Genomic DNA, 23544 nt, shown 5'->3' on the forward strand with positions numbered 1-23544 from the left:
CCGCCCCGTCCTCCGGCGCCGCGCCGGGGTTGCGGGAACGCCAAAAAGCCGGCCCACCACGAGGTGGACCGGCTCAACGGCTAACGAGCAAACCGCGTGCCGAAGGCGTCAGCGCGCGACCTTGCCCGCCTTGATGCACGAGGTGCAGGCGTTCAGGCGCTTCGGCGTCCCATTGATCACGGCACGCACCCGCTGGATGTTGGGGTTCCAACGGCGGGGGGTACGGCGGTGCGAGTGGGAGATGCTGTTACCGAAGCCCGGCCCCTTGCCGCAGACGTCGCAGTTGGCAGCCACGGGTCACTCCAAAGACAGGTCAACCCCGCTTACGCGGAGTGACGGAAACGAATGTGGGATCCCGGGGCCAGGACCCTCGGGGATGTGCCCGACAACCGGGAGAACACCCGTACCGAGCAACCGCAGCAGCATACCCCGGGGCTTCCCGAACGGAGAAATCAGCCCTGGTCCGCATAAGCTGCACCCCGCCGACCGCCGAGGAGAGAGCCGAGGTCACCACCGTGCCGCAACCGCTGGACGCCGACGCGGTGCGGCGCTGGTGCCGGATCGCGCTGGACACCCTGGGCCGGGATCGCGCGGAGATCGACGCCATCAACGTCTACCCCGTCCCGGACGCGGACACCGGCACCAATCTCTACCTCACCATGGAGTCCGCCGACCGCGCCCTGACCCAGGCCGCGCACGACGGCGGTGCCGGTGGCGGCGGGGGAGCCGGGGGCAGCCTCGCGGACACCGTGCGCACCATGGCCCGCGGCGCCCTGATCGGCGCCCGCGGCAACTCCGGCACCATCCTCGCCCAGCTGCTGCGCGGCATGGCCCAGGAGCTGGCCGCCTCGCCCGGCGGGGACGCCGGCGCCGACGCGCTGCGCCGCGCGCTGCGCCGCGCCGCCACCCTGGCCTACGAGGCGGTCAGCCACCCCGTGGAAGGCACCATGCTCACGGTCGCCGCCGCCGCCGCGGACGCCGCGGAGCGCGCCACCGGCCGGCACCCCGCGCAGGTCACCGCCGCCGCCTGCGCCGGAGCCCGCGCCGCGCTCGCCGCCACCACGGCGCAGCTGGACGTGCTCGCCCGCGCCCGGGTCGTGGACGCCGGCGGCTCCGGCCTGGTCACCGTGCTGGACGCCCTGGACGCCGCGCTCTCCGGCCGTGCCCCCGACCTCCTGCCGCACCACGGCCTGGGCCGCCCCGCCGGACACCGGCACGGCGCGGCGGGGGACACCGCCGCGACCCCCGGGTGCGCGGGCGGCGGCTACGAGGTGATCTACCTGCTGGACGCCGAGGACGCCGCCGTCCCCGCCCTGCGCCGGGCGCTGGACGGCCTCGGCGACTCGCTGGTGATCGTCGGCGGCGAGGGCCTGTGGAACGTCCATGTGCACACCGACCGCCCGGGCCCCGCAGTCGAGGCGGGCATCGAGGCCGGCCGTCCGCACCACATCCGGATCACCCAGCTGGCCACGGCCACCCCCGCCCGGCCCGGCGCCGCCGAGCGCGCCGTGGTGTGCGTGATGCCCGGCGACGGCCTGGCCGCCCTGTGCACCGAGGCCGGCGCCACCGCCCTGACCGTACGGCCCGGCGTGACCCCCGCCAGCGACGAACTGGCCGCGGCGATCGACCGCGCCGGCTCCCGGGAGATCGTGCTGCTGCCCAACGACGGCACCCTGTGGCACGTCTCGGCCGCCGCGGCGGAGCAGGCCCGCGAGCGTGGTGTCCGGGTCGCCGTCATCCCCACCCGCTCACCGGTGCAGGGCCTGGCGGCGCTCGCGGTGCACGCCGCGGAACGCCGCTTCGACGAGGACGTGGTCGCCATGACCTCCGCCGCCGGCGCCACCCGCTTCGGCGAGGTCACCGTCGCCGAGCGCGAGTACTGGACCGCCGGGGGCATCTGCCAGGCCGGTGACGTCCTCGGCCTGATCGACGGCGACGTCGCGGTGATCGGCGCGGACACCGAACGGGTCGCCGCCGAACTCCTCGCCCGGATGCTGTCGGCCGGCGGCGAGCTGGTCACCCTGGTGCTGGGCGAGCGCACCCCCGCCGCACTCGCCGACCGGCTGGAGCGCCAGGTGCGCCGCGGCCACCTCGGCGTGGACACCGTCGTCTACCAGGGCCGGCAGGCCGCCCCGCTGCTGATCGGCGTCGAGTAGCCGCCCGCCCCGGTGCCGCGCCCGGGCCGGGCCCCGGGCCCGGCCACTGCGCGGCGATGTCAGCCCCATGGTGTGCAATGGGCAGCGTGACCGCGCTGTCTGAACCCCTCGCCAAGGTCGTCGGCGGTACCACCGCCAAGGTGATGGCCGACCACCTCGATCTGCGGACGGTCGGCGACCTGCTGCACCACTACCCCCGCCGCTACGCCGAACGCGGCGAGCTGACCCGGCTCGCCGAACTACCGCTGGACGAACACGTGACCGTCGTCGCCGAGATCGCCGACGCCCGCAGCCACACGTTCAACCGGGGCAAGGGACAGCGCCTGGAGGTCACCCTCACCGACGGCAGCGGACGGCTCCAGCTGGTCTTCTTCGGCCGCGGCGTCCACCACCACAAACGCGAGCTGGTGCCCGGCCGCCGGGGCATGTTCGCGGGCAAGGTCTCCGTCTTCAACCGCAAGCTCCAGCTGGCCCACCCCGCCTACGAACTGCTGGCCGCCGACGGCGGGGACGTCCCGGAGGCCGGGGCCGCCGCGGCCCGCGAGTTCGCAGGGCGGCTGCTGCCGCTCTACCCGGCCTGCAAGCAACTGGAGTCCTGGAAGCTCGCCAAGGCCGTCGCCCTGGTGCTCGACTCGCTGGCCGCCTCCGGCTGGGCGGGGCTCATCGACCCGCTGCCCGCGGCGCTGCGCCGCGAACGCGGCCTGATCGAGCTGCCCGAGGCGTTCGAGAAGGTGCACCGCCCCCGGACCAAGGCCGACATCGCCGCCGCCACCGCCCGGCTGAAGTGGGACGAGGCATTCGTGCTCCAGGTCGCCCTCGCCCGGCGCCGGCACACCGAGGGACAGCTGCCCGCCACCGCCCGCCGCCCGGCCGCGGACGGCCTGCTGACCGCCTTCGACGCCCGGTTGCCGTTCACCCTCACCGAGGGCCAGCGCACGGTCAGCGCGGAGATCTTCGCCGACCTGGCCACCGAACACCCCATGCACCGGCTGCTCCAGGGTGAGGTCGGCAGCGGCAAGACCCTGGTGGCGCTGCGGGCCATGCTCGCCGTCGCCGACAGCGGGGGGCAGTCCGCGCTGCTGGCCCCCACCGAGGTACTGGCCCAGCAGCACCACCGGTCCATCACCGAGATGATGGGCGACCTCGCCGAGGGCGGCCTGATCGGCGGCGCCGAACAGGGCACCCGGGTCACCCTGCTCACCGGCTCCATGGGCGCCGCCGCCCGCCGCCGCGCCCTGCTGGAGGCCGTCACCGGCGAGGCGGGCATCGTGATCGGCACCCATGCGCTGATCGAGGACGTGGTGAAGTTCCATGATCTGGGCCTGGTGGTGGTCGACGAGCAGCACCGGTTCGGCGTGGAGCAGCGCGACGCTCTGCGCGGCAAGGGGCACCGCCCGCCGCATCTGCTGGTGATGACCGCCACCCCGATCCCGCGCACCGTGGCCATGACCGTCTTCGGGGACCTGGAGACCTCTGTCCTGGACCAGCTGCCCTCCGGGCGCGCCCCGATCCTCAGCCATGTGGTGCCCGCCCGCGACAAGCCGCACTTCCTGTCCAGGGCCTGGGAACGGGTACGGGAGGAGGTGGCCGCCGGCCACCAGGTGTACGTGGTGTGCCCGCGCATCGGCGACGAGGACCCCAAGGACACCAAGGGGCCGAAGAAGACGGGGAAGACCGCCGAGCCGGACGAGGACACGGGCGCGGGAGAAGACATGGCCGCGGGCGGCGCCGACGGCGACCGGCGGCCACCGCTGGCGGTGCTGGACATCGCCGGGCAGCTGCGCGCCGGACCGCTGTCCGGGCTCGCCGTGGAGAGCCTGCACGGCCGGATGACCCCGGACGCCAAGGACGAGGTGATGCGCCGGTTCTCCGCCGGTGAGACCCAGGTGCTGGTAGCCACCACAGTGATCGAGGTCGGCGTGAACGTGCCCAACGCCACCGTGATGGTGATCATGGACGCCGACCGGTTCGGCGTCTCCCAGCTGCACCAGCTGCGCGGCCGGGTCGGGCGCGGCACCGCCGGCGGGCTGTGCCTGCTGGTCAGCGAGGCACCCGAGGGCAGCCCGGCCCGCTCCCGGCTGGACGCGGTGGCCGGCACCCAGGACGGCTTCGAACTCTCCCGGATCGACCTCGAACAGCGCCGGGAGGGCGATGTCCTGGGGCAGGCGCAGTCCGGCGGCCGGTCCAGCCTGCGGATGCTGGCGGTCATCGAGGACGAGGAGATCATCGCCGCCGCCCGCGCCGAGGCCACCGCGCTGGTCGCCGCCGACCCCACATTGGAGGCCGCCCCCGAGCTGCGCGCCGCCCTCGACGCGCTGCTGGACTCCGACCGCGAGGAGTACCTCGACAAGGGCTGAGGCACGCATCCGGCGCCCTCGGAATTGTCAGTGGTCGCTGGGAGAATGGACCCAGTCCGCGGCAATCCATCCGGGATTGCGGGCGGTCGGACCACTGGGGGTTGTCTGATGGCATTCCGCCACATCAACGAACTGCCGCTCGGCGACAAGATTTTCCGCGTCGAGCTGGCGAGCGACGACGACATCACCGTGACCCTGACCCTGACCGGCTGGCGGGAGGCGGCGCCCCTGACGCCGCTGGCCGGCGGCTCCCTGACCATGCCCCTGGCCGATGTGCCCACCCTGCGCATCGCCCTCAACCGCGGACTGCGCGCCCTGGCGCTGGCCGCCGACGTGGCCGAGCCGATCCCCGACCGGGACATCCTGCGGGAACTGTTCCCCGGGCACGGCGCCCCCTGGATACCCCAGCACGAGGAGGATCTGACGCAGCGGTTCCACGCCGGGGAGACCATCGCCCGGATCGCGGCGCGCTTCGGGCGCACCCCCGACTCCGTACGCACCAAGCTGCGCGAGCTGGGCCATGACCCGCGCCGTCCCGAGCACTGCCCGCCGGACGGCTGCCTGTCCTGGTCCCGCTACGCCTCGCCCGCGATGCTCGGGGCGGCGCAGGAGCCGGCGGCGGGCACCGCCTCGTAGTCTCACCGACCGATCGGCACGGCTGGAGCGGACACCGCCACCGCGTACTACGGTGGCGGTGTTCGGTTTCGAGCCAACACGGCGTTTTCCTCCAGGAGTTGGTCGCTCTATGGCACGCAGCAAGCAGGGTGCGGCACAGCTGGACCGGCGCGGTTTCGTCCTCGGGGCGGGAGCGGCGGCCGTCACCGGCGCCACGGGTCTGGCCCTGAGTGGTCCGGCTTTCGCCGCCACGGGCGACGGGGCGAGCGCCGCCGCCGCGGGCGGTACGTTCAACCTCTCCGTGGCCGCCGAGCGGTGGATCCGCGAGCAGGCGCTGCACAACGTCACCGTGATGCAGTCCTTCGCCTTCGACGACGTCAACGGTCACCTCTACGCGATCCAGGTGATGCAGGGCGGCCTGCGGCTGTCCGGCGAGTCCGCCGCCGTCTCCGGAGCCGACCGCGCCGCCCGCGGCGACCTGTGCATCACCAAGCTCACCCTGGCCGGCGCCAAGCTGGGCCACATGTACGTGCGGGGCTTCGGTCACGGCGTGGCCATCGGCGTCGAGCACGCCGGCGCCAGCCCCTGGCTGTGGACCGAGTCCGACGCCAACCCCTCCTCCGGGTACGGCCGGGCCCTGAGCCGCTTCCGGTTCGCCAACGGCACCGTCCTCGACAGCGGTGCCTCCTCGCTCGCCAAGATCCGCCCGGTGCCCGGCTCCACCAGCAACCAGGTGTCCATCGACAACCTGAACCAGCTGCTGCTGCTCCGCTACCGGCTGAGCGGCGTCGCCCGCTACCGGCTGATGAACCTCGCCGACGTCAAGGCCGGCCGGTTCACCGCCCTCCACGACGTCCCGCAGGCCGGCGTCTCCGACTCCGAGGTCTTCCAGGGCTTCGCCGTGCTCGGCGAGCACGCCTACCAGATGACCGGCACCTCCTACACGTCCGAGAGCGGCAGCAATCCGCCCTCGGGCCGCGGCAACACCTACCTCACCCGCCTCAACCTGAGCACCGGCACCGTCGCCCAGCGCTCGCGCACCGAGGCCGCGTACTCGCTGAGCTTCCGCGAGCCCGAGGGTGTGGCCATCCGGCTGAGCAACCCGCGCCGGCTGTGCCTGGGGTTCGCCTCCGGAGCCTCCGGCGCCCGCCGGTTCAGCGTCTACTACAAACCCCAGTGACGCGGGCGACCGATCCGGTTTCCCCAAAACCCTCCCCAGCACGCAGTCATGGCATTACGGTGTGTGCGCGCGGGGACTGAAACCAGCCGTCGTACCGGGAGGATTCCGCCATGACCGACCAGCACGAAGCGGCCGCCGCGACGGTGGCCGAGACCTTCACGGTGCTGGACATCGAGGTGCCCGCCCCGCGCGGCTACCCCGGACAGGACTCCTCCCGGCACGCACGGCGCCTGCTGGGGCGCGCGGAGAACGCCGACCGGCCGGGCGAGGACATCCTGCGCCTGCTGCTCGGCGCCCGCGGCTACGGCATCGAGCGGCTGCCCGAGCCCCGCTCCGCCGTGCCGGGGGAGCGCCGCCGCTGGTGCTCCGTGTACGAGCACGCCTTCCTCCTGGCCGACGACAGCGAGCTGTGCCTCTACGAGCTGGAGCACGACCTCACCCCCGACCGCCGCCTGGTCTGCGAGGTCTACCGCGACGAGGTGGCCGCCGGACGCGCCGCACGCCGCCACGCCCACGCGCTGGCCGCCGCCGGCTGAGCCACCGCGCCGCGCTGCGCCCCGCCCCCGGCCCCCGCCCCGTCGCGCCGCCCGCGCTCCCGGTCCACCCCCGTCCACCTCCCCACGCCCCACCTCGGCGCACGGCCGGCGCACCGCCACGTATAGCGTGGTGCGTGACAGCTGATGACCGAGCGCCGCGAAGGACCGTGATGACCCGCGTGATCGCCGGGACCGCCGGCGGGCGGCGGCTGGCCGTACCGCCGGGCGGCGGCACCAGGCCCACCTCCGACCGGGCCCGGGAAGGACTCTTCTCCACCTGGACCGCCCTGTGGGGGCCGTTGCACGGCGCCCGGGTACTGGACCTGTACGCGGGTTCCGGCGCCGTCGGCCTGGAGGCGCTCTCCCGGGGCGCTGCCCACGCGCTGCTCACCGAGGCCGACGCCCGCGCGGCCCGCACCATCCGCGCCAACATCCGCGACCTCGCCCTGCCCGGCGCCGAACTGCGCACCGGGCGCGCCGAGGCCGTCGTCCGGGGCCCGGCCCCCGAGGACCCCTACGACCTGGTCTTCCTCGACCCGCCCTACGCGGTGACCGACGCCGAACTCCACGAGATCCTCCTCACACTCCGTGCGGAGGGCTGGCTCGCCGAGGACGCGCTCGCCACCGTGGAGCGCGGCACCAGAGGAGGCCCCTTCTCCTGGCCCGCCGGCTTCACCGCCCTGCGCTCGCGCCGCTACGGCGAGGGCACCCTGTGGTACGGCCGGCTCGCCGCGGGGACCGAGCAGCAGCCCGGGCAGGCGTACGCGCCACAACCCGGGACCGAGCACGACAGCGACCGGTCATGACCGGAACCCCACCACAGCCCGAGGAGTCACCGTTGCGCCGCGCCGTCTGTCCGGGGTCCTTCGACCCCATCACCCATGGCCATCTCGACATCATCGGCCGTGCCTCCAAGCTCTACGACGTGGTGCACGTCACCATGATGATCAACAAGTCGAAGAAGGGCCTGTTCACCACCGAGGAACGCGTCGAGCTCATCCGTGAGTGCACCCGGGAGTTCGGAAATGTGCGTGTCGACGCCTTCCACGGCCTGCTGGTGGACTACTGCAAGCAGCACGACATTCCCGCGATCGTCAAAGGACTGCGGGCCGTCAGCGACTTCGACTACGAACTCCAGATGGCGCAGATGAACAACGGTCTCACCGGCGTGGAGACCCTGTTCATGCCCACCAACCCCACCTACAGCTTCCTCTCCTCCAGCCTGGTCAAGGAGGTCGCCACCTGGGGCGGCGACGTCTCCCACCTCGTCCCCGACCCCGTGATGCGGGCCCTGGAACGCAAATTGGCCTGAGCCCACCGCCGCGCGCCGTTGGCCGTACAGTCAACCCGTGGACGTTACGCAGAAACTGGATGAGATCGTCGACACGGTGCGCGGCGCCAAGAGCATGCCCATGTCGGCGTCCTGTGTGATCCATCGTGCCGACCTGCTGGCCCGGCTGGACGAGGTGCGCGAGGCCCTGCCCGGCTCCCTCGCCCAGGCCCAGGAGGTGCTGGGCGACCGGGAGGCCGTCGTAGCCGACGCCCAGCAGGAGGCCCAGCGCATCGTGCAGGCCGCGCACGCCGAGCGCGGCTCCCTCGTCGAGAGCACCGAGATCGTGCAGCGGGCCCGGGCCGAGGCCGCCCAGCTGCTGGACCGGGCCCGGCAGGAGGCCGACGAGATCAAGGCCGAGGCCGACGACTACGTGGACAGCAAGCTCGCCAACTTCGAGGTCGTCCTGGGCAAGACCATCGGTTCGGTGGAGCGCGGCCGTGACAAGCTGCTGGGCCCCGAGCGGGACCCGGGCGGCGATCTGCCGCAGCAGGCGGACGCCTATGTGGAGGCGCAGTTCGCCGCGATCGAGGCGGTGCTGCGCAAGACCCTGGAGGCGGTCGGCCGCGGGCGGCGCAAGCTCACCGGGCACCGTCCCATCGACGAGCTGGCCGAGCACGTCGCGCAGCAGGACAGCGCCGGTACGGTGCCGGACGCCGGCGCGTACTACGGCCCCCGGGACACCGAGCAGGACACCTACGGCTACCTGGGCATGACCGCGCCCGGCAGCGCCGATGGCCCGGGCGGCGGCGGTGAGCCCGGCTACGCGCAGCAGCCCGCGGCGGAGCCCGCGCCGTACGCGGCCCAGGACACCGCCGCCTACGCGCGGGAGAGCGGCTACGGCGCCGGTGGCTACGGCCAGGACCCGTACGCCCCGTCCGGCGGCTACCCGGCGGACCCGTACGCCGCGGGCCAGGGCCGGCCGCAGGGCCAGGGGCAGGACGCGGCCGGCTACGGATACCAGCAGCCCGCGCTCGGCTACCAGGGCTCGGGAACGCTGGACGAGACGAGCCTCTTCGACACGGGGATGATCGACCCCGAGCAACTGCGCCGTTACGAGCAGGGACGCCCCTGAGCTGCCCGCAGACCGCCGATTGGGAGGGGCGCCGACCGTGACGTATGCTGTCTCTTCGGCCGTACCGCATCAGTGATCACGGCTGCCCGCCGGCCCATTTCACCGGGTCGCGCCCCTCACGTCCTGTCCTGCCCCGTAGAAAGCAGAGAGCCCTGAACGCCCCCCTGGACCACCGTGCCCCGCTGGTGTTCGACACCCGCGAGCTGGGGCGGCGTCCCGGTGTGCTGAAGCGGATCACCCGCAGTGTCGCGGCCCCCCAGGGCCTGGGCATCGAGGTGATCGGAGTGCCGGAAGGCGCTCCGCTGGAGCTGGATCTTCGGCTGGAATCGGTCATGGAGGGGGTACTGGTCACCGGTACCGCCCGTGCACCGCTGGCGGGGGAGTGCGTAAGGTGTCTGGAGCCACTGGCCCAAGAGGCCGAGGCGGAGTTCCAGGAGTTGTTCTCCTACCCCGACGCCGGTGACTGGATCCGCTCCGCGGAGCCGGGCGACGACGCCGAGGACGAGGAGCGGCTCTTCCTCGAGGATGACCTGGTCAACCTCGAACCCGTACTGCGGGACGCGGTGGTGCTGTCGCTGCCACTGCAACCGGTGTGCCGCGAGGACTGCCCGGGCCTGTGCCCCGAATGCGGAGCACGGCTCGCGGAGGACCCGGAGCACCATCACGACGCTGCCGTCGACATCCGTTGGGCGGCACTGCGGGACTACACGCCCGCGGACCACAAGAAGACACCCCGCACCCGCGGGGACGATCCACAGGAGAAGTAGCCGTGGCTGTTCCTAAGCGGAAGATGTCGCGCAGCAACACGCGCCACCGCCGGTCGCAGTGGAAGGCCACTGCCCCGAACCTGGTGAGCTGCGAGCGCTGCCAGGAGCCGAGGTTGCAGCACATCGCGTGCCCCAACTGCGGCACGTACAACCGCCGTCAGGTCATCGACGTCTGATCGGCGGGTGACAGGCTCCATGTCTCACGCCCATCGGTCCAAGACCCAGGCGTCGGCGGAAGTGGCCTCGTCCCACGCGGTTCTGGAAGGGCGGCTCGGCTATCAGCTGGAGTCCGCCCTTCTGGTGCGTGCGCTGACCCATCGTTCGTACGCGTACGAGAACGGCGGTCTGCCCACCAACGAGCGTCTTGAGTTCCTCGGGGACTCGGTGCTCGGGGTGATCGTCACCGACACGCTGTACCGCACCTATCCCGAACTGGCCGAGGGGCAGCTGGCCAAGCTGCGCGCGGCCGTCGTCAACGCCAGGGCGCTCGCCGATGTGGCGCGTGGCCTGGATCTGGGCGCGTTCGTACGGCTGGGGCGGGGCGAGGAGGGGACCGGTGGCCGGAACAAGGCGTCGATCCTCGCCGACACCCTGGAAGCGGTCATCGGCGCCGTCTATCTCGACCGGGGCCTGGAGGCCGCCGACGAGATGGTGCACCGGCTCTTCGACCCGGTGATCGAGCGTTCCGCGAAGCTGGGCGCCGGTCTCGACTGGAAGACCAGCCTTCAGGAGCTGAGCGCGGCCGAGGGCCTCGGCGTTCCCGAGTACGTGATCAACGAAGCCGGGCCCGATCACGAGAAGACCTTCACCGCTGCGGCCCGCGTGGGTGGCGAGACCTACGGCACCGGCACCGGCCGCAGCAAGAAGGAAGCCGAGCAGCAGGCGGCGGAGACGGCCTGGCGGGAGATCCGCGCGGCGGCGGTACGCCGCGGCGGGGACGGCCCGGCACCGGGGCGGTCCGTTGCCTGAGCTGCCGGAGGTCGAGGTCGTACGACGTGGCCTGGACCGCTGGGTCAGCGGCCGCGTCATCGCCACCGTCGAGACCCTGCACCCGCGCGCCGTACGCCGCCACCAGCTCGGCGCGCAGGACTTCGCCGCGCGGTTGACCGGCGCCCGGGTGGCGGCGGTGCGGCGGCGCGGCAAGTATCTGTGGCTGCCGTTGGCGGACGGCGAGCTGGCCGTACTGGCCCATCTGGGCATGAGCGGCCAGTTGCTGATCCAGCCGGCGACGGCACCGGACGAGCGGCATCTGCGGATCAGGGTGACGTTCACCGACCCGGGCGAGGGCGAGCTGCGGTTCGTCGACCAGCGCACCTTCGGAGGTCTGTCACTGCATCCGGTGACGGCGGACGGGTTGCCGGACGTGATCGCGCACATCGCCCGCGATCCGCTGGACCCCGCCTTCGACGAGGACGCCTTCCACGCGGCGCTGCGCCGCCGACGAACCACCGTGAAGCGGGCGCTGCTCGACCAGTCGCTGATCAGCGGGGTCGGCAACATCTACGCGGACGAGGCGCTGTGGCGCACCCGGCTGCACTACGAGCGGCCCACGGCCTCGCTGACCCGGCCGCGTACGGCCGAGCTGGTCACCCACATCCGTGAGGTGATGAACGAGGCGCTCGCGCAGGGCGGCACCAGCTTCGACAGCCTGTACGTGAACGTGAACGGCGAGTCGGGGTACTTCGACCGCTCGCTGGACGCGTACGGGCGCGAGGACGAGCCGTGCCGCCGCTGCGGCACGCCCATCCGGCGCCGCCCGTGGATGAACCGCTCCAGCTACTTCTGCCCCCGTTGCCAGCGCAGGCCGGCCTCGGTCGTCTGACGGACGGCGCGGGGGCCGGCCGGGGTCCGCGGCCGTGCGGTCCCGCTCAGTAGCCGAAGTTCTGTGTCCACCATGGGCCACCGTCGCCCAGGTGGACGCCGACTCCCAGGGTGGTGAAGTCGCAGTTGAGGATGTTGGCGCGGTGACCCTCGCTGTTCATCCACGAGTCCATGACGGCCTGCGCGTCCTGCTGGCCGCGGGCTATGTTCTCGCCGCCCATGTTCGCTATGCCGGCCGCCTGGGCGCGGTCCCAGGGGGTGCGGCCGTCGGGGTCGGTGTGGGAGAAGTAGCCGCGCTGGGCCATGTCCCGGCTGAAGTCGGTGGCCAGGGTGGCGAGCGCGGCGTCGCGGACCAGGGGCCGGCAGCCGGCCTTGGCGCGTTCCTCGTTCACCAGGCGCAGCACGGCGTCGGCCTGGGCGGAGGCGGCGTCCTGGGACGGGGAGGGCTCGGGATCGGGTGCGGGGGTGCTCTGGGTGGGCTGCGGCGCCTGCGTGGTCGGGTCGGGCTCCGCGGTCTCCGGCGTCGCCGAGGGGCTGGGCTCCTCGGCGGGGGCCTCGGAGGAGGGCTCGGCGGACGGTTCCTCGCTCTGCGGCTTGCTCTCCTCGTCCTGCGACGGGGCCGGGTCCTCCGGAGTCGCGGTGCGTCCCTGTCCGCGGCTGGCGGCCTCCTCGCGCTCCTCGGCGGCTGCGCCGCGCTCCAGGGTGGGGGAGGAGGAGGGGGAGCCGAGAATCAGCCGGTCCTCGGTGGGGCCGGGGCGGGCCTGGAGATCGTCCGAGTCCGTCAGGGTGAAGCGGTCCGCCATGCCGGGCAGCAGTCCGGAGCCGACGGCCATGGCCCCCACGGTGAGTGCGGCGGAAGCGCCCAGCAGGCCGGCGCGGGCGGGGCTCTTTCTGCGGTGCGTGCCCCTGTGTCCGTTCTCCTCGCGCGGGGCGGGAAGGGGCGATGGGGTGTGCGCTGAGCGGCGATGGCGACCCATCGGTGGCACCGTCCTCGTCAACTCGACAACTTAAAGATCACTCGAACGAGTGGTCGTTACTGCGGCGTGACTTTACGGCATCGTGAGCGCGGCGTGGCTGCCGCGTGTGCGGATGGCCGGATAGCGTGCGTCACATGAAGGAACCCGCACCCCACGAAAACGACCCGTCCCAGCCCGTCCGGATGACGGCATGGGTGCGCGGCCACGTGCAGGGAGTGGGCTTTCGCTGGTACACCCGGGCGCAGGCGCTCGCCATCGGTGAGCTGCGCGGATTCGCCTCGAACCTCGCCGACGGCCGGGTCCAGATCGTGGCCGAGGGGCCCCGGGAACGCTGCGAGCGACTGCTGGAGTGGGCCAGGGCCGGCGACACGCCCGGCAGGGTGGATGGCGTCACCGAGATTTGGGACACACCCCGGGACCGTTACCCCGACTTCGCCATCCGCTGATCGGGTGATCGACACGAAGCGGGTCCGGTACCGGAAAGTGGTTGCCAACCCCGCCCCCACGTGCAAGGCTGCCAACCGATCACCGGTCGGTGTACGCGTCGGCGCCCCGTGCGAGCGCCCCGCCCCCCGGCGGTGTCCGGTCTTCGTGGGCCCGGCACCCCCGGCGATACGCGGTGTGATCGTGTTGACCGTCCCACTTTTTGGTGAGACTCTGAAATCCCCGCGCATCTCAGCTATGTGGCCTTGAGAACAGGGTGTCGAACACCCGCCGCGGGCGTTATCCCTCACGACCTACCACGGCTTCGGTCGGTCACTCAGTGTGGAGGACCATCCATCATGGCAAAGGCGCTTCTCGGTCACATCGGTGGCTCGGACCCCCGTGTCCTTGCCGAGATGCGACGGCTTCAGCAGCGCGTACAGGACCTGGAGACGCAGCTTCTGCGGGTACAGGCGGAGAACGACGCGCTGGCCGCCGCCACTCGGCACAGCGACCCGGTGCTCGACGGCATCGATGTGCACAAGGCGGAGCCCGCTCTGACCTGACCTCAAGGATGAGGGCAGGGCACCACGGCTCACTCACCGCCTGCGGATCATGCGAGGGACGCTTCGGCGTCCCTTCGTCATGTGCGGACCACTTCTGCTGTTCTGCTCTGTACCCGGCCGCCTCCCGGCCGGCCTACGGACCGCGTTGGCTCAACTACTGATGTGCCCCCCATCCCCCGCGTCGAAACGGCCAATCAGGTAAGGCCGGGGAGTAAAGTCCGACGGCGTGCACCTCAAGAGCCTGACCCTGCGCGGCTTCAAGTCCTTCGCCTCGGCCACCACGCTGCGCTTCGAACCCGGCATCACCTGTGTGGTGGGCCCCAACGGGTCGGGCAAGTCCAATGTGGTGGACGCGCTGACCTGGGTCATGGGCGAACAGGGCGCCAAATCCCTGCGCGGCGGGAAGATGGAGGACGTCATCTTCGCCGGGACCACCGGGCGCCCGCCGCTGGGTCGTGCCGAGGTCTCCCTCACCATCGACAACGCCGACGGCGCGCTGCCCATCGACTACGCCGAAGTCACGATCACCCGCATCATGTTCCGCAACGGCGGCAGCGAGTACCAGATCAACGGCGACACCTGCCGCCTGCTGGACGTCCAGGACCTGCTCTCCGACTCCGGCATCGGCCGCGAGATGCACGTCATCGTCGGGCAGGGGCAACTCGACTCCGTGCTGCACGCCGACCCCGCCGGACGCCGCGCCTTCATCGAGGAGGCGGCCGGCGTCCTCAAGCACCGCAAGCGCAAGGAGAAGGCCCTGCGCAAGCTCGACGCGATGCAGGCCAACTTCGCCCGGGTCCAGGACCTCACCGATGAACTGCGCCGCCAGCTCAAACCACTGGGCCGGCAGGCCGCCGTCGCACGCCGCGCGGCCGTGATCCAGGCCGACCTGCGCGACGCCCGGCTGCGGCTGCTGGCCGACGAACTCACGACGCAGCGCCGCGCGCTGGCCGCCGAGATCGCGGACGAGAGCGCACTGAAGGAGCGCAAGGAGACGGCGGAGCAGCGGCTGCGGGAGGCGGCGCGGGCCGAGACCGCGCTGGAGGAGGAAGTGAGAGCCCTCACGCCGCGGCTCCAGGGCGCCCAGCAGACCTGGTACGAACTCTCCCAGCTGGCCGAGCGCGTACGCGGCACCCGGTCCTTGGCCCAGGCCCGGATCGCCAGCGCGGGGAGCGGTCAGCCGGAGGAACGCCGTGGCCGCGACCCGGAGGACATGGCGCGCGAGGCGGCACGGATCAGGGAACAGGAAGCCGAACTCGAAGCCGCCCTGGAGGCCGCGGGGCGTGCCCTGGAGGACACCGTCGAGCACCGCGCGGGGCTGGAAAGGGAGCTGGCAGCCGAGGAACGCCGCCTGCGGGACGCCGCCCGCGCCGTCGCCGACCGCCGCGAGGGTCTGGCCCGGCTGCACGGTCAGGCCGCCGCCGCGCGCAGCAGGGCCGCCGCCGCCCAGGCGGAGATCGACCGGCTCACCGCCGCGCACGAGGACGCGACGCGGCGCGCGGAGAGCGCGCGGAACGAACACCGGACACTCGGCGACGAAGTGGCGGGGAGGGACGCCGGGGACGGTGAACTGGCCGCCGAGCACGAGCGCGCCGGCGAACGCCTCGCCGCGGCGGACGCCGCCCTGAGCGCGGCGAGGGACGCCCTGACCCTCGCCGAACGCGAACGCGCCGCCCTCGACGCCCGCCACGAAGCGCTCTCCCTCGGACTGCGCCGCAAGGACGGCTCCGGCGCGCTGCTGGCGGCGGCGGACACCCTTGGCGGAGTCCTGGGCCCCGCCGCGGAACTGCTCACCGTCACCCCCGGCTTCGAAGTGCCGGTCGCCGCCGCTCTCGGCGCCGCCGCCGACGCCATCGCGGTGGACGGACCCGGCACGGCGGTCGAGGCGCTGAAACTCCTCCGCACCACCAACGCCGGGCGCGCCGCCCTCCTGGTCACGACGCCGAAGGCCGTCCCCGCAGCGAGGGCCCCACGGCCCATCGAAGACGCCGGTGGGGAGCACGGAGACTCCGCCGCCGCGCGGCCCGGGGACCGGGCCGGACAACACCCCGGCCCCACCGCGCCCACCGCCGCCGGGCCCGCTGGAGAGCTGGAGCGCCCCGGGGACGGACATGGGCCGGGCCGGCCGGGCGGCGCCGAGCGTGCCGTCGCGGCCGGTGCCGGGCCGACCGGGGGGCCGGCCGTCCGGGCCGCCCTCGCCGAGGACCAGGCGCAGCGCGACCACACCCCCGGGCAGCCGCGCGGCGGGGCGCTGCCCACCGCCCGCTCCGGCGGCGGCCACGGCCCCGGCACGCCCCCGGCCCGGACTGTCGAAGGAACGGATCCCACCGCCCGCCGCGCCGCAGCCGATCTCGTAGACGGGCCCGAGGACATCCTCGCCACCGTCCGTTGGCTCCTGCGCGACACCGTCGTGGTCGCCGGCCTCGACGACGCGGCGGACCTGTTGGCCGGGGCCGGCGCACTCACGGCCGTGACCGCCGGGGGCGATGTGCTCAGCCGCGGTCTCGCCCAGGGCGGTTCGGCCACCGCCCCCAGCCTGCTGGAGGTCCAGGCGTCGGTGGACGAGACCGCCGCCCGGCTGCGCGAGCTGGAGACGCACTGCGAGGAACTGACCCGGGCCCGCGCGGCGGCCGAGGCCGAACGCCGGGAGCGCGCGGCGGAAGCCGAGGACCTGCGCCGCCGCCTGACCACCGCCGAGCGCGAACGGTCCCGCGTCGGCCAGGACCTGGGCCGGCTGGCCGGCGCCGCTCGCGCCGCCGCGGGCGAGGCCGAGCGCTCCGCCGCCGCCGTGGCCCGCGCCCGCGAGGCTCTGGAGACCGCGACCGCGCAGGCCGAGGAACTGGCCGAACGGCTGGCCGTCGCCGAGGACGCGGCGCAGGACGACGAGGACCCCGACACCACCGCGCGCGACCGGCTGGCCGCCGACGGCGCCAACGCCCGGCAGACCGAGATGGAGGCCCGGCTCCAGGTCCGCACCCATGAGGAGCGCGTCAAGGCGCTGGCCGGCCGGGCGGACGCCCTGGACCGCGGCGCCCGCGCCGAACGCGAGGCCAGGGCCCGCGCCGAGCAGCGGCGCGCCCGGCTGCGCCACGAGGTGGCCGTCGCGACCGCGGTGGCCGACGGCGCCGCACAGCTGCTCGCCCACGTCGAGGCATCGCTCACCCGGGCCGAGCAGGACCGTGCCGCCGCCGAGACGGCCCGCGCGGCCAAGGAGAACGCCCTGTCCACCGCCCGCGCCGCCGGACGCGAACTGAAGGCGGAACTCGACAAGCTCACCGACTCCGTACACCGGGGCGAGGTCCTCGGCGCGGAGAAGCGGTTGCGGATCCGCCAGCTGGAAGAACGGTCGCTGGAGGAACTGGGCGTCGAACCCGAGGCGCTGCTCGCGGAGTACGGTCCGGACCAGCCGGTGCCGCCCTCCCCGCCCGCCGAGGGCGAGACGCTGCCGGACGATCCCGCGCATCCGCGCAACCAGCCGCGCCCCTTCCAGCGCGGGGAACAGGAGAAGCGCCTCAAGGCTGCCGAGCGCGCGTACAAGCAGCTGGGCAAGGTCAATCCGCTGGCGTTGGAGGAGTTCGCGGCGCTGGAGGAGCGGCACCAGTTCCTCAGCGAGCAGCTGGAGGACCTGAAGAAGACCAGGACCGAGTTGCTGGGACTGATCAAGGAGGTCGACGAGCGCGTCGAGCAGGTGTTCACGGACGCGTTCCACGACACGGCCCGGGAGTTCGAGGGGGTCTTCTCCCGACTGTTTCCCGGCGGCGACGGCAGGCTCGTTCTCACCGATCCCGCCGACATGCTGTCCACCGGCGTGGAGGTGGAGGCCAGGCCGCCGGGCAAGAAGGTGAAGCGGCTGTCCCTGCTGTCCGGCGGTGAGCGTTCGCTGACGGCGGTGGCGCTACTGGTGTCGATCTTCAAGGCACGCCCCAGCCCCTTCTACGTGATGGACGAGGTGGAGGCGGCGCTGGACGACACGAACCTCCAGCGGCTGATCCGCATCATGCGGGAGCTGCGGGACAGCTCTCAGCTGATCGTGATCACTCACCAGAAACGGACCATGGAGGTCGCCGACGCGCTGTACGGCGTGTCGATGCAGGGCGACGGCGTCTCGAAGGTGATCAGCCAGCGCCTGGGCTGACCTGCGGCGGGTCTCCCCGGGTGGTGGGAGCGGCGCGGATGTGCGGGACTTGATGGCGACAGTGTCGTTCGTGGCCGACGGCGCGGGTGCCGTCGGCCCGCTCCGGAAAGACGTGCCGTGACCAGTACCGCTTCGGCGGAACACCAGGCCCGCCAGGGCCGGCCGCCGCATCTGACCTTCGTCGTCTTCATCGCCGCCACCGCCGCGATGGGCGGCTTTCTCTTCGGCTACGACTCCGCCGTCATCAACGGCGCGGTGGAGGGCATCAGAGGCAGATTCGGAGTCGCCTCCGGAACGCTGGGCACGGTCGTCGCCATCGCGCTGCTGGGTGCGGCGCTCGGCGCGATGATCGCGGGTCGGCTGGCGGACCGGATCGGCCGGATCAAAGTGATGCAGTTGGCCGCGGTGCTGTTCTTCATCAGCGGTCTCGGTTCGATGCTGCCGTTCGCGGTCTGGGACCTGGCGTTGTGGCGGGTCGTGGGCGGGGTCGCGATCGGGATGGCGTCGGTGATCGCGCCGGCCTACATCGCCGAGGTCTCCCCGGCGGAGTACCGCGGCCGGCTGGCCTCGTTCCAGCAGGGCGCGATCGTGCTGGGTATCGCGGTCTCCCAGCTGGTGAACTGGGGCGTGGTCACCCTCGCGAACGGTGATCAGCGCGGCCCGCTGCTGGGGCTGGAGGCGTGGCAGATCATGCTGGGCATCGAGGTGCTGCCGGCGCTGGCGTACGGGCTGATGTCGCTGCGCATCCCCGAGTCGCCGCGCTATCTGATCCTGCGCGGGCGCCACGCCGAGGCCACCCGTGTGCTCGCCGACGTGGAGGCCCCGGGGACCGATCTGAAGGCCCGGGTCGCCGAGATCACCGCCGGGATCCACGGTGAGCACAAGTCCGGCTGGCGGGACCTGCTGGGTGGCCGGGCCGGGCTGCTGCCGATCGTCTGGATCGGCATCGGGCTGTCCGTCTTCCAGCAACTGGTGGGCATCAATGTGATCTTCTACTACTCGAACTCACTGTGGCAGTCGGTCGGCGTCAACCCCGACACCTCGTTCTTCTACTCCTTCACCACCTCCATCATCAACATCGCCGGCACCGTGATCGCGATGCTCTTCGTGGACCGGGTCGGCCGCAAACCGCTGGCGCTCGTCGGCTCGGTGGGAATGGCGGTGTCGCTTGGCGTGGCGGCGTGGGCGTTCTCCTTCCGCACCGGCACCGGGGACGCCATCCACATGCCGCACGCACAGGGCACGGCGGCGCTGATCGCGGCGCACGGCTTCGTGCTCTTCTTCGCCCTGTCGTGGGGCGTGGTGGTGTGGGTGCTGCTGGGCGAGATGTTTCCCGGGCGGGTACGGGCCGCCGCGCTCGGCGTGGCGGCGTCCGCGCAGTGGGTCGCCAACTTCGCCGTCAGCCAGAGCTTCCCCTCGCTCTCGGACTGGAACCTGTCCGGTGCGTACGTCATGTACACGGTCTTCGCCCTGCTCTCGATCCCCTTCGTGTGGCTGTGCGTCCCGGAGACGAAGGGGAAGACTCTGGAGGAGATGGGCTGAGTCCCGCGCCGGTGGCGGGGGCCATCCGCGATACTGAGTCGCGTTATGGAAACCGTGATTCTCGTCGTAGTCATCGCTCTGGTCGCCATCGCCGCGATCTCGGGGCTGGTCGTCGGCAGTCGCCGCAAGAAGGCACTGCCCCGGACGAAGGAGGAAGGCACCGGGACCGGCATCGACACCGGGACCGGCACCGGTGGCGCCACAGGCACAGGCACCGCGCCGCCCACCGAGCCGCAACGGGGCGACGAGGCGGAGCCCGCGACGACCGAGGAGGCCCGGCACACGGTCGAGGACGTGGTGCTGCCGCCCGTCGCCCCGCCGCCCCCCGCGCCGCCGCTGGAGACCCCCGAGCCCACCGCCGGCCGCCTCGTACGGCTGCGGGCCCGGCTCTCACGTTCGCAATCGGCGCTCGGTCAGGGGCTGCTCAGCCTGCTCTCCCGGGAGCGGCTGGACGAGGAGACCTGGGAGGAGATCGAGGACACCCTGCTCTCGGCGGACGTCGGCGTGACGCCCACTCAGGAGCTGGTGGAACGGCTGCGGGAGCGCGTGCGCGTGCTGGGCACCCGCACCCCCGAGGAACTGCGCGCGCTGCTGCGCGAGGAACTGCTGGCGGTCATCGGTCCCGACCTTGACCGCGCGGTGCACACCGAGGGCGGCGTCTCGGTGGAGGGCGAGGAGCGCCCCGCCGTGGTGCTGGTCGTGGGGGTCAACGGCACCGGCAAGACCACCACCACCGGAAAGCTCGCCCGGGTGCTGGTCGCGGACGGCAAGTCGGTGGTGCTCGGCGCCGCCGACACCTTCCGTGCCGCGGCCGCCGAGCAACTGGGTACCTGGGGCGAGCGGGTGGGCGCCCGTACGGTGCGCGGACCGGAGGGCGGTGACCCCGCCTCGGTGGCGTTCGACGCCGTCAAGGAGGGGATCGCGGAGGGCGCCGACGTGGTGCTGGTGGACACCGCGGGCCGGCTGCACACCAAGACCGGCCTCATGGACGAGCTGGGCAAGGTGAAGCGGGTGGTGGAGAAGCAGGGCCCGGTCAACGAGGTGCTGCTGGTCCTGGACGCCACCACCGGCCAGAACGGCCTGGTGCAGGCGCGGGTCTTCTCCGAGGTCGTCGACATCACCGGGATCGCGCTGACCAAGCTGGACGGGACCGCCAAGGGCGGCATCGTGATCGCCGTGCAGCGGGAGCTGGGGGTGCCGGTGAAGCTGGTGGGCCTGGGGGAGGGTGCGGACGATCTGGCGCCGTTCGAGCCCGAGGCGTTCGTCGACGCGCTGATCGGCTGAAGGACCTGCTGGTCGCGGGCCTGCGCCCGGCCGGAGCCGGCGACCGGGGACGGGCCGGCCCGGCGGGCCCGCCCCGCCCCGGGTGGCGGGTCAGTCGGCGGCGCGGTGGCACACGTACGCCAGCGCGCCGATCAGCAGCCGGGCCGGTGGTGGTGCGGAGCTCTCCAGGTTCGGCGGGCGCAGCCAGCGCACCGGGCCCAGCCCGCCGTGCTCACACGGCGGCGCCGTGATGTGCCCCCGGGCCCCAGACAGCGCAGCTGCGGCAGGGCGTCGTCCCAGCCCATCCGGTACAGCAGGTGGGGGAGCTCGGCGGCGGCACCGGGCGCGACGAAGAACCACACACGACCGTGCGGCGCCTCGGCGACCGGCCCCAGCGGCAGCCCGATGCGTTCCAGACGCAGCAGGGCACGACGGCCGGGTCCGCGCGGCACCTCGATGACGTCGAAGTCGCGTCCGGTGGGCAGCAGGACGGTGGCGCCGGGGGTACGGTCCCAGTCGGCCAGGGCCTGGCGCAGTGAGCTGCCCGCCGCGATGGTGAGGCCGGCGCTGAGCGGATGGGCACCCGGGGAGGCGCAGTCGGCGCGTCCGCAGGAGCACTCGGGGCGCCCGGGACCGGGCCCGCGCCGCACGGCGCGCGCACCCGGCGTCACGTCCCAGCCCCACAGGCCGGTGTACTCGGCGACCGCCATCCGGACCGGGTTCCGGACCAGCCGGCGCGGCAACCTGCCTGTCAGCCGCAGCTCCCGGATCTCCCGCAGTCCGTCGATCGTGAAGCCCATGCACTCTCCAACGGGTCGGGTATACGGATAGTTACGATCGTCGGGCTGAGGCCGGGGGGAGCACGTTCTGCGCAGCGCGCGCCCCCGCTGTGCTTCCTTCCGCCCGAGGCCGTGCATCCCCCGTATCAGTGAAGCGCGCACGCTGGGCAATAGGTTCAATCGGAGGGGTGGCGAATGGTGGCGATTACCCGCCGCGCCTCCAGCGCGTCGGTGATCATAGGATTACTTTCGGTAGATTCATAGACGGGATGTCAGCAGACGGCGCGTCAGATCGGTACGGCGAGGCGACGGCCATCGGCCCGCGCGGCATGCGGGCCGGAATGGGGGCGTAACTGTGGGCACTGACGGCGGCACCTCCGAGAAGGTTCCCAACGAACGGCTCATGTCCTGGTTCCAGCGCAGCGGCTGGTCCAAGGGCGAATTGGCCCGCCAGGTCAACCGCCGGGCCAGGGAGCTGGGCGCCCACCACATCAGCACCGACACCTCGCGGGTGCGCCGCTGGCTGGACGGCGAACAACCGCGCGAACCGATACCGCGGATCCTGTCGGAGCTGTTCTCCGAGCGGTTCGGCTGCGTGGTCGGCATCGAGGACCTGGGGCTGCGCTCCGCCCGCCAGTCCGCCGCCGTCTCCGGCATCGACCTGCCCTGGGCCGGCCCGCAGACGGTGGCGTTGATCAACGAGTTCTCCCGCAGTGACCTGATGCTGGGCCGGCGCGGCTTCCTGGGCACCTCGCTGTCGATGTCGGCGGGCCCCGCGCTGATAGAGCCCATGCAGCGCTGGCTGGTGCCCACCTCCGCCGAAGCACCCGCCCCCGGAGCATCGGGGGGCGGCGCCCGGATCATCGCGCTGCCCGCGCCCGCCGGCCCCGATGGGCGGCGCGGAAATCTGTCGGTGCCCGAGCTGGAACAGTTGGAGGCCACCACCGCTGAATTCCGGGCCTGGGACGCGCAGTGCGGCGGCGGACTGCGCCGCAAGGCGGTCGTCGGCCAGTTGCACGAGGTCACGGACCTGCTCCAGGAGCCCCACCCCGAGCCGGTGCGCAGGCGGTTGTTCCGCATCACCGCCGAGTTGTCCGAACTGGCCGGCTGGATGAGCTACGACATCGGACTGCAACCCACCGCGCAGAAGTACTTCGTCCTCGCGTTGCACGCCGCCAAGGAATCGGGGGACCGGCCGCTGGGAGCGTTCATCCTGTCCCAGATGAGCCGGCAGATGATCCATCTGGGCCGGGCCGAGGACGCCCTGGAACTCATCCACCTCGCGCAGTACGGCAGCCGCGAGGGAGCCACCGCCCGTACCCAGGCGATGCTCTACGCGATCGAGGCGCGCGCCTACGCCACCATGGGGGCCCCGCCCAAGTGCCATCGCGCGGCGCGCGCCGCGGAGGAGACGTTCGCGGAGGCGGGCCGGGCCGACCAGGACCCGCCGTGGATCCGCTTCTTCTCCGAGGCCGAACTGAAGTCGGAGAATGCCCACTCCTACCGCGATCTCGCCTATGTCGCCGGACGCAGCCCCACCTATGTCTCGCTGGCCCGCCCGGAGATGGAGCGCGCGGTGCAGTTGTTCGCGGCGGAGTGCGAGGGCAAGGAGAACGGCGGCCACCAGCGGTCGTATGCACTCAACCTGATCGGCATGGCTTCCGTGCACCTGCTGGAGCGGGAGCCGGAGGCCGCCGCGGAGCGGGCCGAGCAGGCCATCGCGCTGGCCCGGCGGCTGCGTTCGGAGCGGGTCAACACCCGGCTGCGCAAGACCTCCGCCAACGCGCTGCGGGACTTCGGCGAGGTGTCCGCCGTACGCGGTCTGACCGAGCGGCTGACCACGGAACTCCCGGAAAACGAGGTGGTACGGGCCTGCTGAGCGCGCCCGTCGCCCTCTCCTCATCCCCGGCCGCGGCGGCCGGCCCGGAGCACCCGACCCGGCATTCCCACCAGGTCCTCTCCGGGTCGGCCCGCCGCGGCCGGTTCCCTGTCCGCACTCCGGGAGGACAGTGCGGCACACCG

Annotated in this window: 20 protein-coding genes and 1 pseudogene; 18 read left to right on the forward strand and 3 right to left on the reverse strand. The window is 72.8% G+C overall.

What is annotated here, in order from left to right:
* Positions 1 to 108: 108 nt before the first annotated feature.
* Entirely contained in the window at positions 109 to 294 is a 186-nt protein-coding gene (gene rpmB / locus SXIM_RS21675; protein ID WP_078576355.1) for a 50S ribosomal protein L28, read from the reverse strand.
* A gap of 221 nt (positions 295 to 515) precedes the next feature.
* Here rpmB and SXIM_RS21680 point away from each other — a divergent pair, with 221 nt between their 5' ends.
* The 12 genes from SXIM_RS21680 to mutM all read left to right on the forward strand — a co-directional run bounded on the left by SXIM_RS21680 (position 516) and on the right by mutM (position 11838).
* Positions 516 to 2156 carry a DAK2 domain-containing protein gene (locus SXIM_RS21680; protein WP_046724923.1) on the forward strand — a complete coding sequence of 547 codons (1641 nt, stop codon included), beginning with the start codon at positions 516 to 518 and terminating at the stop codon, positions 2154 to 2156.
* 77 nt (positions 2157 to 2233) lie between these two features.
* On the forward strand, positions 2234 to 4513 hold the full coding sequence (gene recG / locus SXIM_RS21685) for an ATP-dependent DNA helicase RecG (RefSeq protein ID WP_174864334.1): 2280 nt from the start codon (positions 2234 to 2236) through the stop codon (positions 4511 to 4513).
* A gap of 108 nt (positions 4514 to 4621) precedes the next feature.
* Positions 4622 to 5149 carry a wHTH domain-containing protein gene (locus SXIM_RS21690; protein ID WP_030738407.1) on the forward strand — a complete coding sequence of 176 codons (528 nt, stop codon included), beginning with the start codon at positions 4622 to 4624 and terminating at the stop codon, positions 5147 to 5149.
* A 109-nt stretch (positions 5150 to 5258) separates the two neighbouring features.
* On the forward strand, positions 5259 to 6308 hold the full coding sequence (locus SXIM_RS21695; RefSeq protein WP_046724924.1) for a phage baseplate protein: 1050 nt from the start codon (positions 5259 to 5261) through the stop codon (positions 6306 to 6308).
* Positions 6309 to 6418: 110 nt separating this feature from the next.
* Positions 6419 to 6844, forward strand: a complete 426-nt coding sequence (locus SXIM_RS21700; protein ID WP_052385470.1) for a DUF6227 family protein — start codon at positions 6419 to 6421, stop codon at positions 6842 to 6844.
* Between the two features lie 170 nt (positions 6845 to 7014).
* Positions 7015 to 7650 (forward strand): 16S rRNA (guanine(966)-N(2))-methyltransferase RsmD, encoded by a 636-nt coding sequence (rsmD, locus tag SXIM_RS21705; protein ID WP_046724925.1) that lies wholly within the window; start codon positions 7015 to 7017, stop codon positions 7648 to 7650.
* 32 nt (positions 7651 to 7682) lie between these two features.
* On the forward strand, positions 7683 to 8156 hold the full coding sequence (gene coaD / locus SXIM_RS21710; protein ID WP_030738395.1) for a pantetheine-phosphate adenylyltransferase: 474 nt from the start codon (positions 7683 to 7685) through the stop codon (positions 8154 to 8156).
* Between the two features lie 37 nt (positions 8157 to 8193).
* Positions 8194 to 9249: a F0F1 ATP synthase subunit B gene (locus tag SXIM_RS21715; RefSeq protein WP_030738392.1), complete on the forward strand. Its 1056-nt coding sequence runs from the start codon at positions 8194 to 8196 to the stop codon at positions 9247 to 9249.
* Positions 9250 to 9434: 185 nt separating this feature from the next.
* Positions 9435 to 10016 (forward strand): YceD family protein, encoded by a 582-nt coding sequence (locus tag SXIM_RS21720; protein ID WP_043178754.1) that lies wholly within the window; start codon positions 9435 to 9437, stop codon positions 10014 to 10016.
* A gap of 2 nt (positions 10017 to 10018) precedes the next feature.
* Positions 10019 to 10192: a 50S ribosomal protein L32 gene (rpmF, locus tag SXIM_RS21725; RefSeq protein ID WP_030738386.1), complete on the forward strand. Its 174-nt coding sequence runs from the start codon at positions 10019 to 10021 to the stop codon at positions 10190 to 10192.
* Positions 10193 to 10211: 19 nt separating this feature from the next.
* A complete protein-coding gene (gene rnc, locus SXIM_RS21730) occupies positions 10212 to 10985 on the forward strand; it encodes a ribonuclease III (protein WP_043178752.1) in 774 nt (257 codons plus the stop codon).
* Positions 10978 to 11838, forward strand: a complete 861-nt coding sequence (gene mutM / locus SXIM_RS21735) for a bifunctional DNA-formamidopyrimidine glycosylase/DNA-(apurinic or apyrimidinic site) lyase (protein WP_046724926.1) — start codon at positions 10978 to 10980, stop codon at positions 11836 to 11838. The genes rnc and mutM overlap by 8 nt, the downstream gene beginning before the upstream one ends.
* 46 nt (positions 11839 to 11884) lie before the next feature.
* On the opposite strand, the gene SXIM_RS21740 is transcribed toward mutM, so the two are convergent.
* Positions 11885 to 12814: a CAP domain-containing protein gene (locus tag SXIM_RS21740; protein WP_030738378.1), complete on the reverse strand. Its 930-nt coding sequence runs from the start codon at positions 12812 to 12814 to the stop codon at positions 11885 to 11887.
* 134 nt (positions 12815 to 12948) lie between these two features.
* Between SXIM_RS21740 and SXIM_RS21745 the strand changes: the two genes are divergently transcribed.
* From SXIM_RS21745 to ftsY, 5 genes are all read left to right on the forward strand, one after another.
* Positions 12949 to 13260, forward strand: coding sequence for an acylphosphatase (locus SXIM_RS21745; protein ID WP_046724927.1), 312 nt, complete (start codon positions 12949 to 12951; stop codon positions 13258 to 13260).
* Positions 13261 to 13596: 336 nt separating this feature from the next.
* A complete protein-coding gene (locus SXIM_RS21750; RefSeq protein ID WP_019435509.1) occupies positions 13597 to 13803 on the forward strand; it encodes a hypothetical protein in 207 nt (68 codons plus the stop codon).
* A gap of 226 nt (positions 13804 to 14029) precedes the next feature.
* The gene (locus SXIM_RS21755) at positions 14030 to 17938 is read left to right on the forward strand and encodes an AAA family ATPase (RefSeq protein ID WP_030738372.1); all 3909 of its coding nucleotides are present in this window, start codon (positions 14030 to 14032) and stop codon (positions 17936 to 17938) included.
* 117 nt (positions 17939 to 18055) lie between these two features.
* Positions 18056 to 19480, forward strand: a complete 1425-nt coding sequence (locus tag SXIM_RS21760; protein ID WP_030738370.1) for a sugar porter family MFS transporter — start codon at positions 18056 to 18058, stop codon at positions 19478 to 19480.
* Positions 19481 to 19525: 45 nt separating this feature from the next.
* Positions 19526 to 20764, forward strand: coding sequence for a signal recognition particle-docking protein FtsY (ftsY, locus tag SXIM_RS21765; RefSeq protein WP_030738367.1), 1239 nt, complete (start codon positions 19526 to 19528; stop codon positions 20762 to 20764).
* Between the two features lie 90 nt (positions 20765 to 20854).
* On the opposite strand, the pseudogene SXIM_RS21770 reads toward ftsY, so the two are convergent.
* Positions 20855 to 21543: pseudogene (locus SXIM_RS21770) on the reverse strand (bifunctional DNA primase/polymerase).
* 334 nt (positions 21544 to 21877) lie between these two features.
* Here SXIM_RS21770 and nsdA point away from each other — a divergent pair.
* Complete coding sequence (gene nsdA / locus SXIM_RS21775; protein WP_046724928.1) at positions 21878 to 23401, forward strand: transcriptional repressor NsdA; 1524 nt, start codon at positions 21878 to 21880, stop codon at positions 23399 to 23401.
* The last annotated feature ends 143 nt before the right edge of the window (positions 23402 to 23544 follow it).

The organism is Streptomyces xiamenensis, assembly GCF_000993785.3.
In the GTDB taxonomy this organism is placed as follows: Bacteria; Actinomycetota; Actinomycetes; order Streptomycetales; family Streptomycetaceae; genus Streptomyces; species Streptomyces xiamenensis.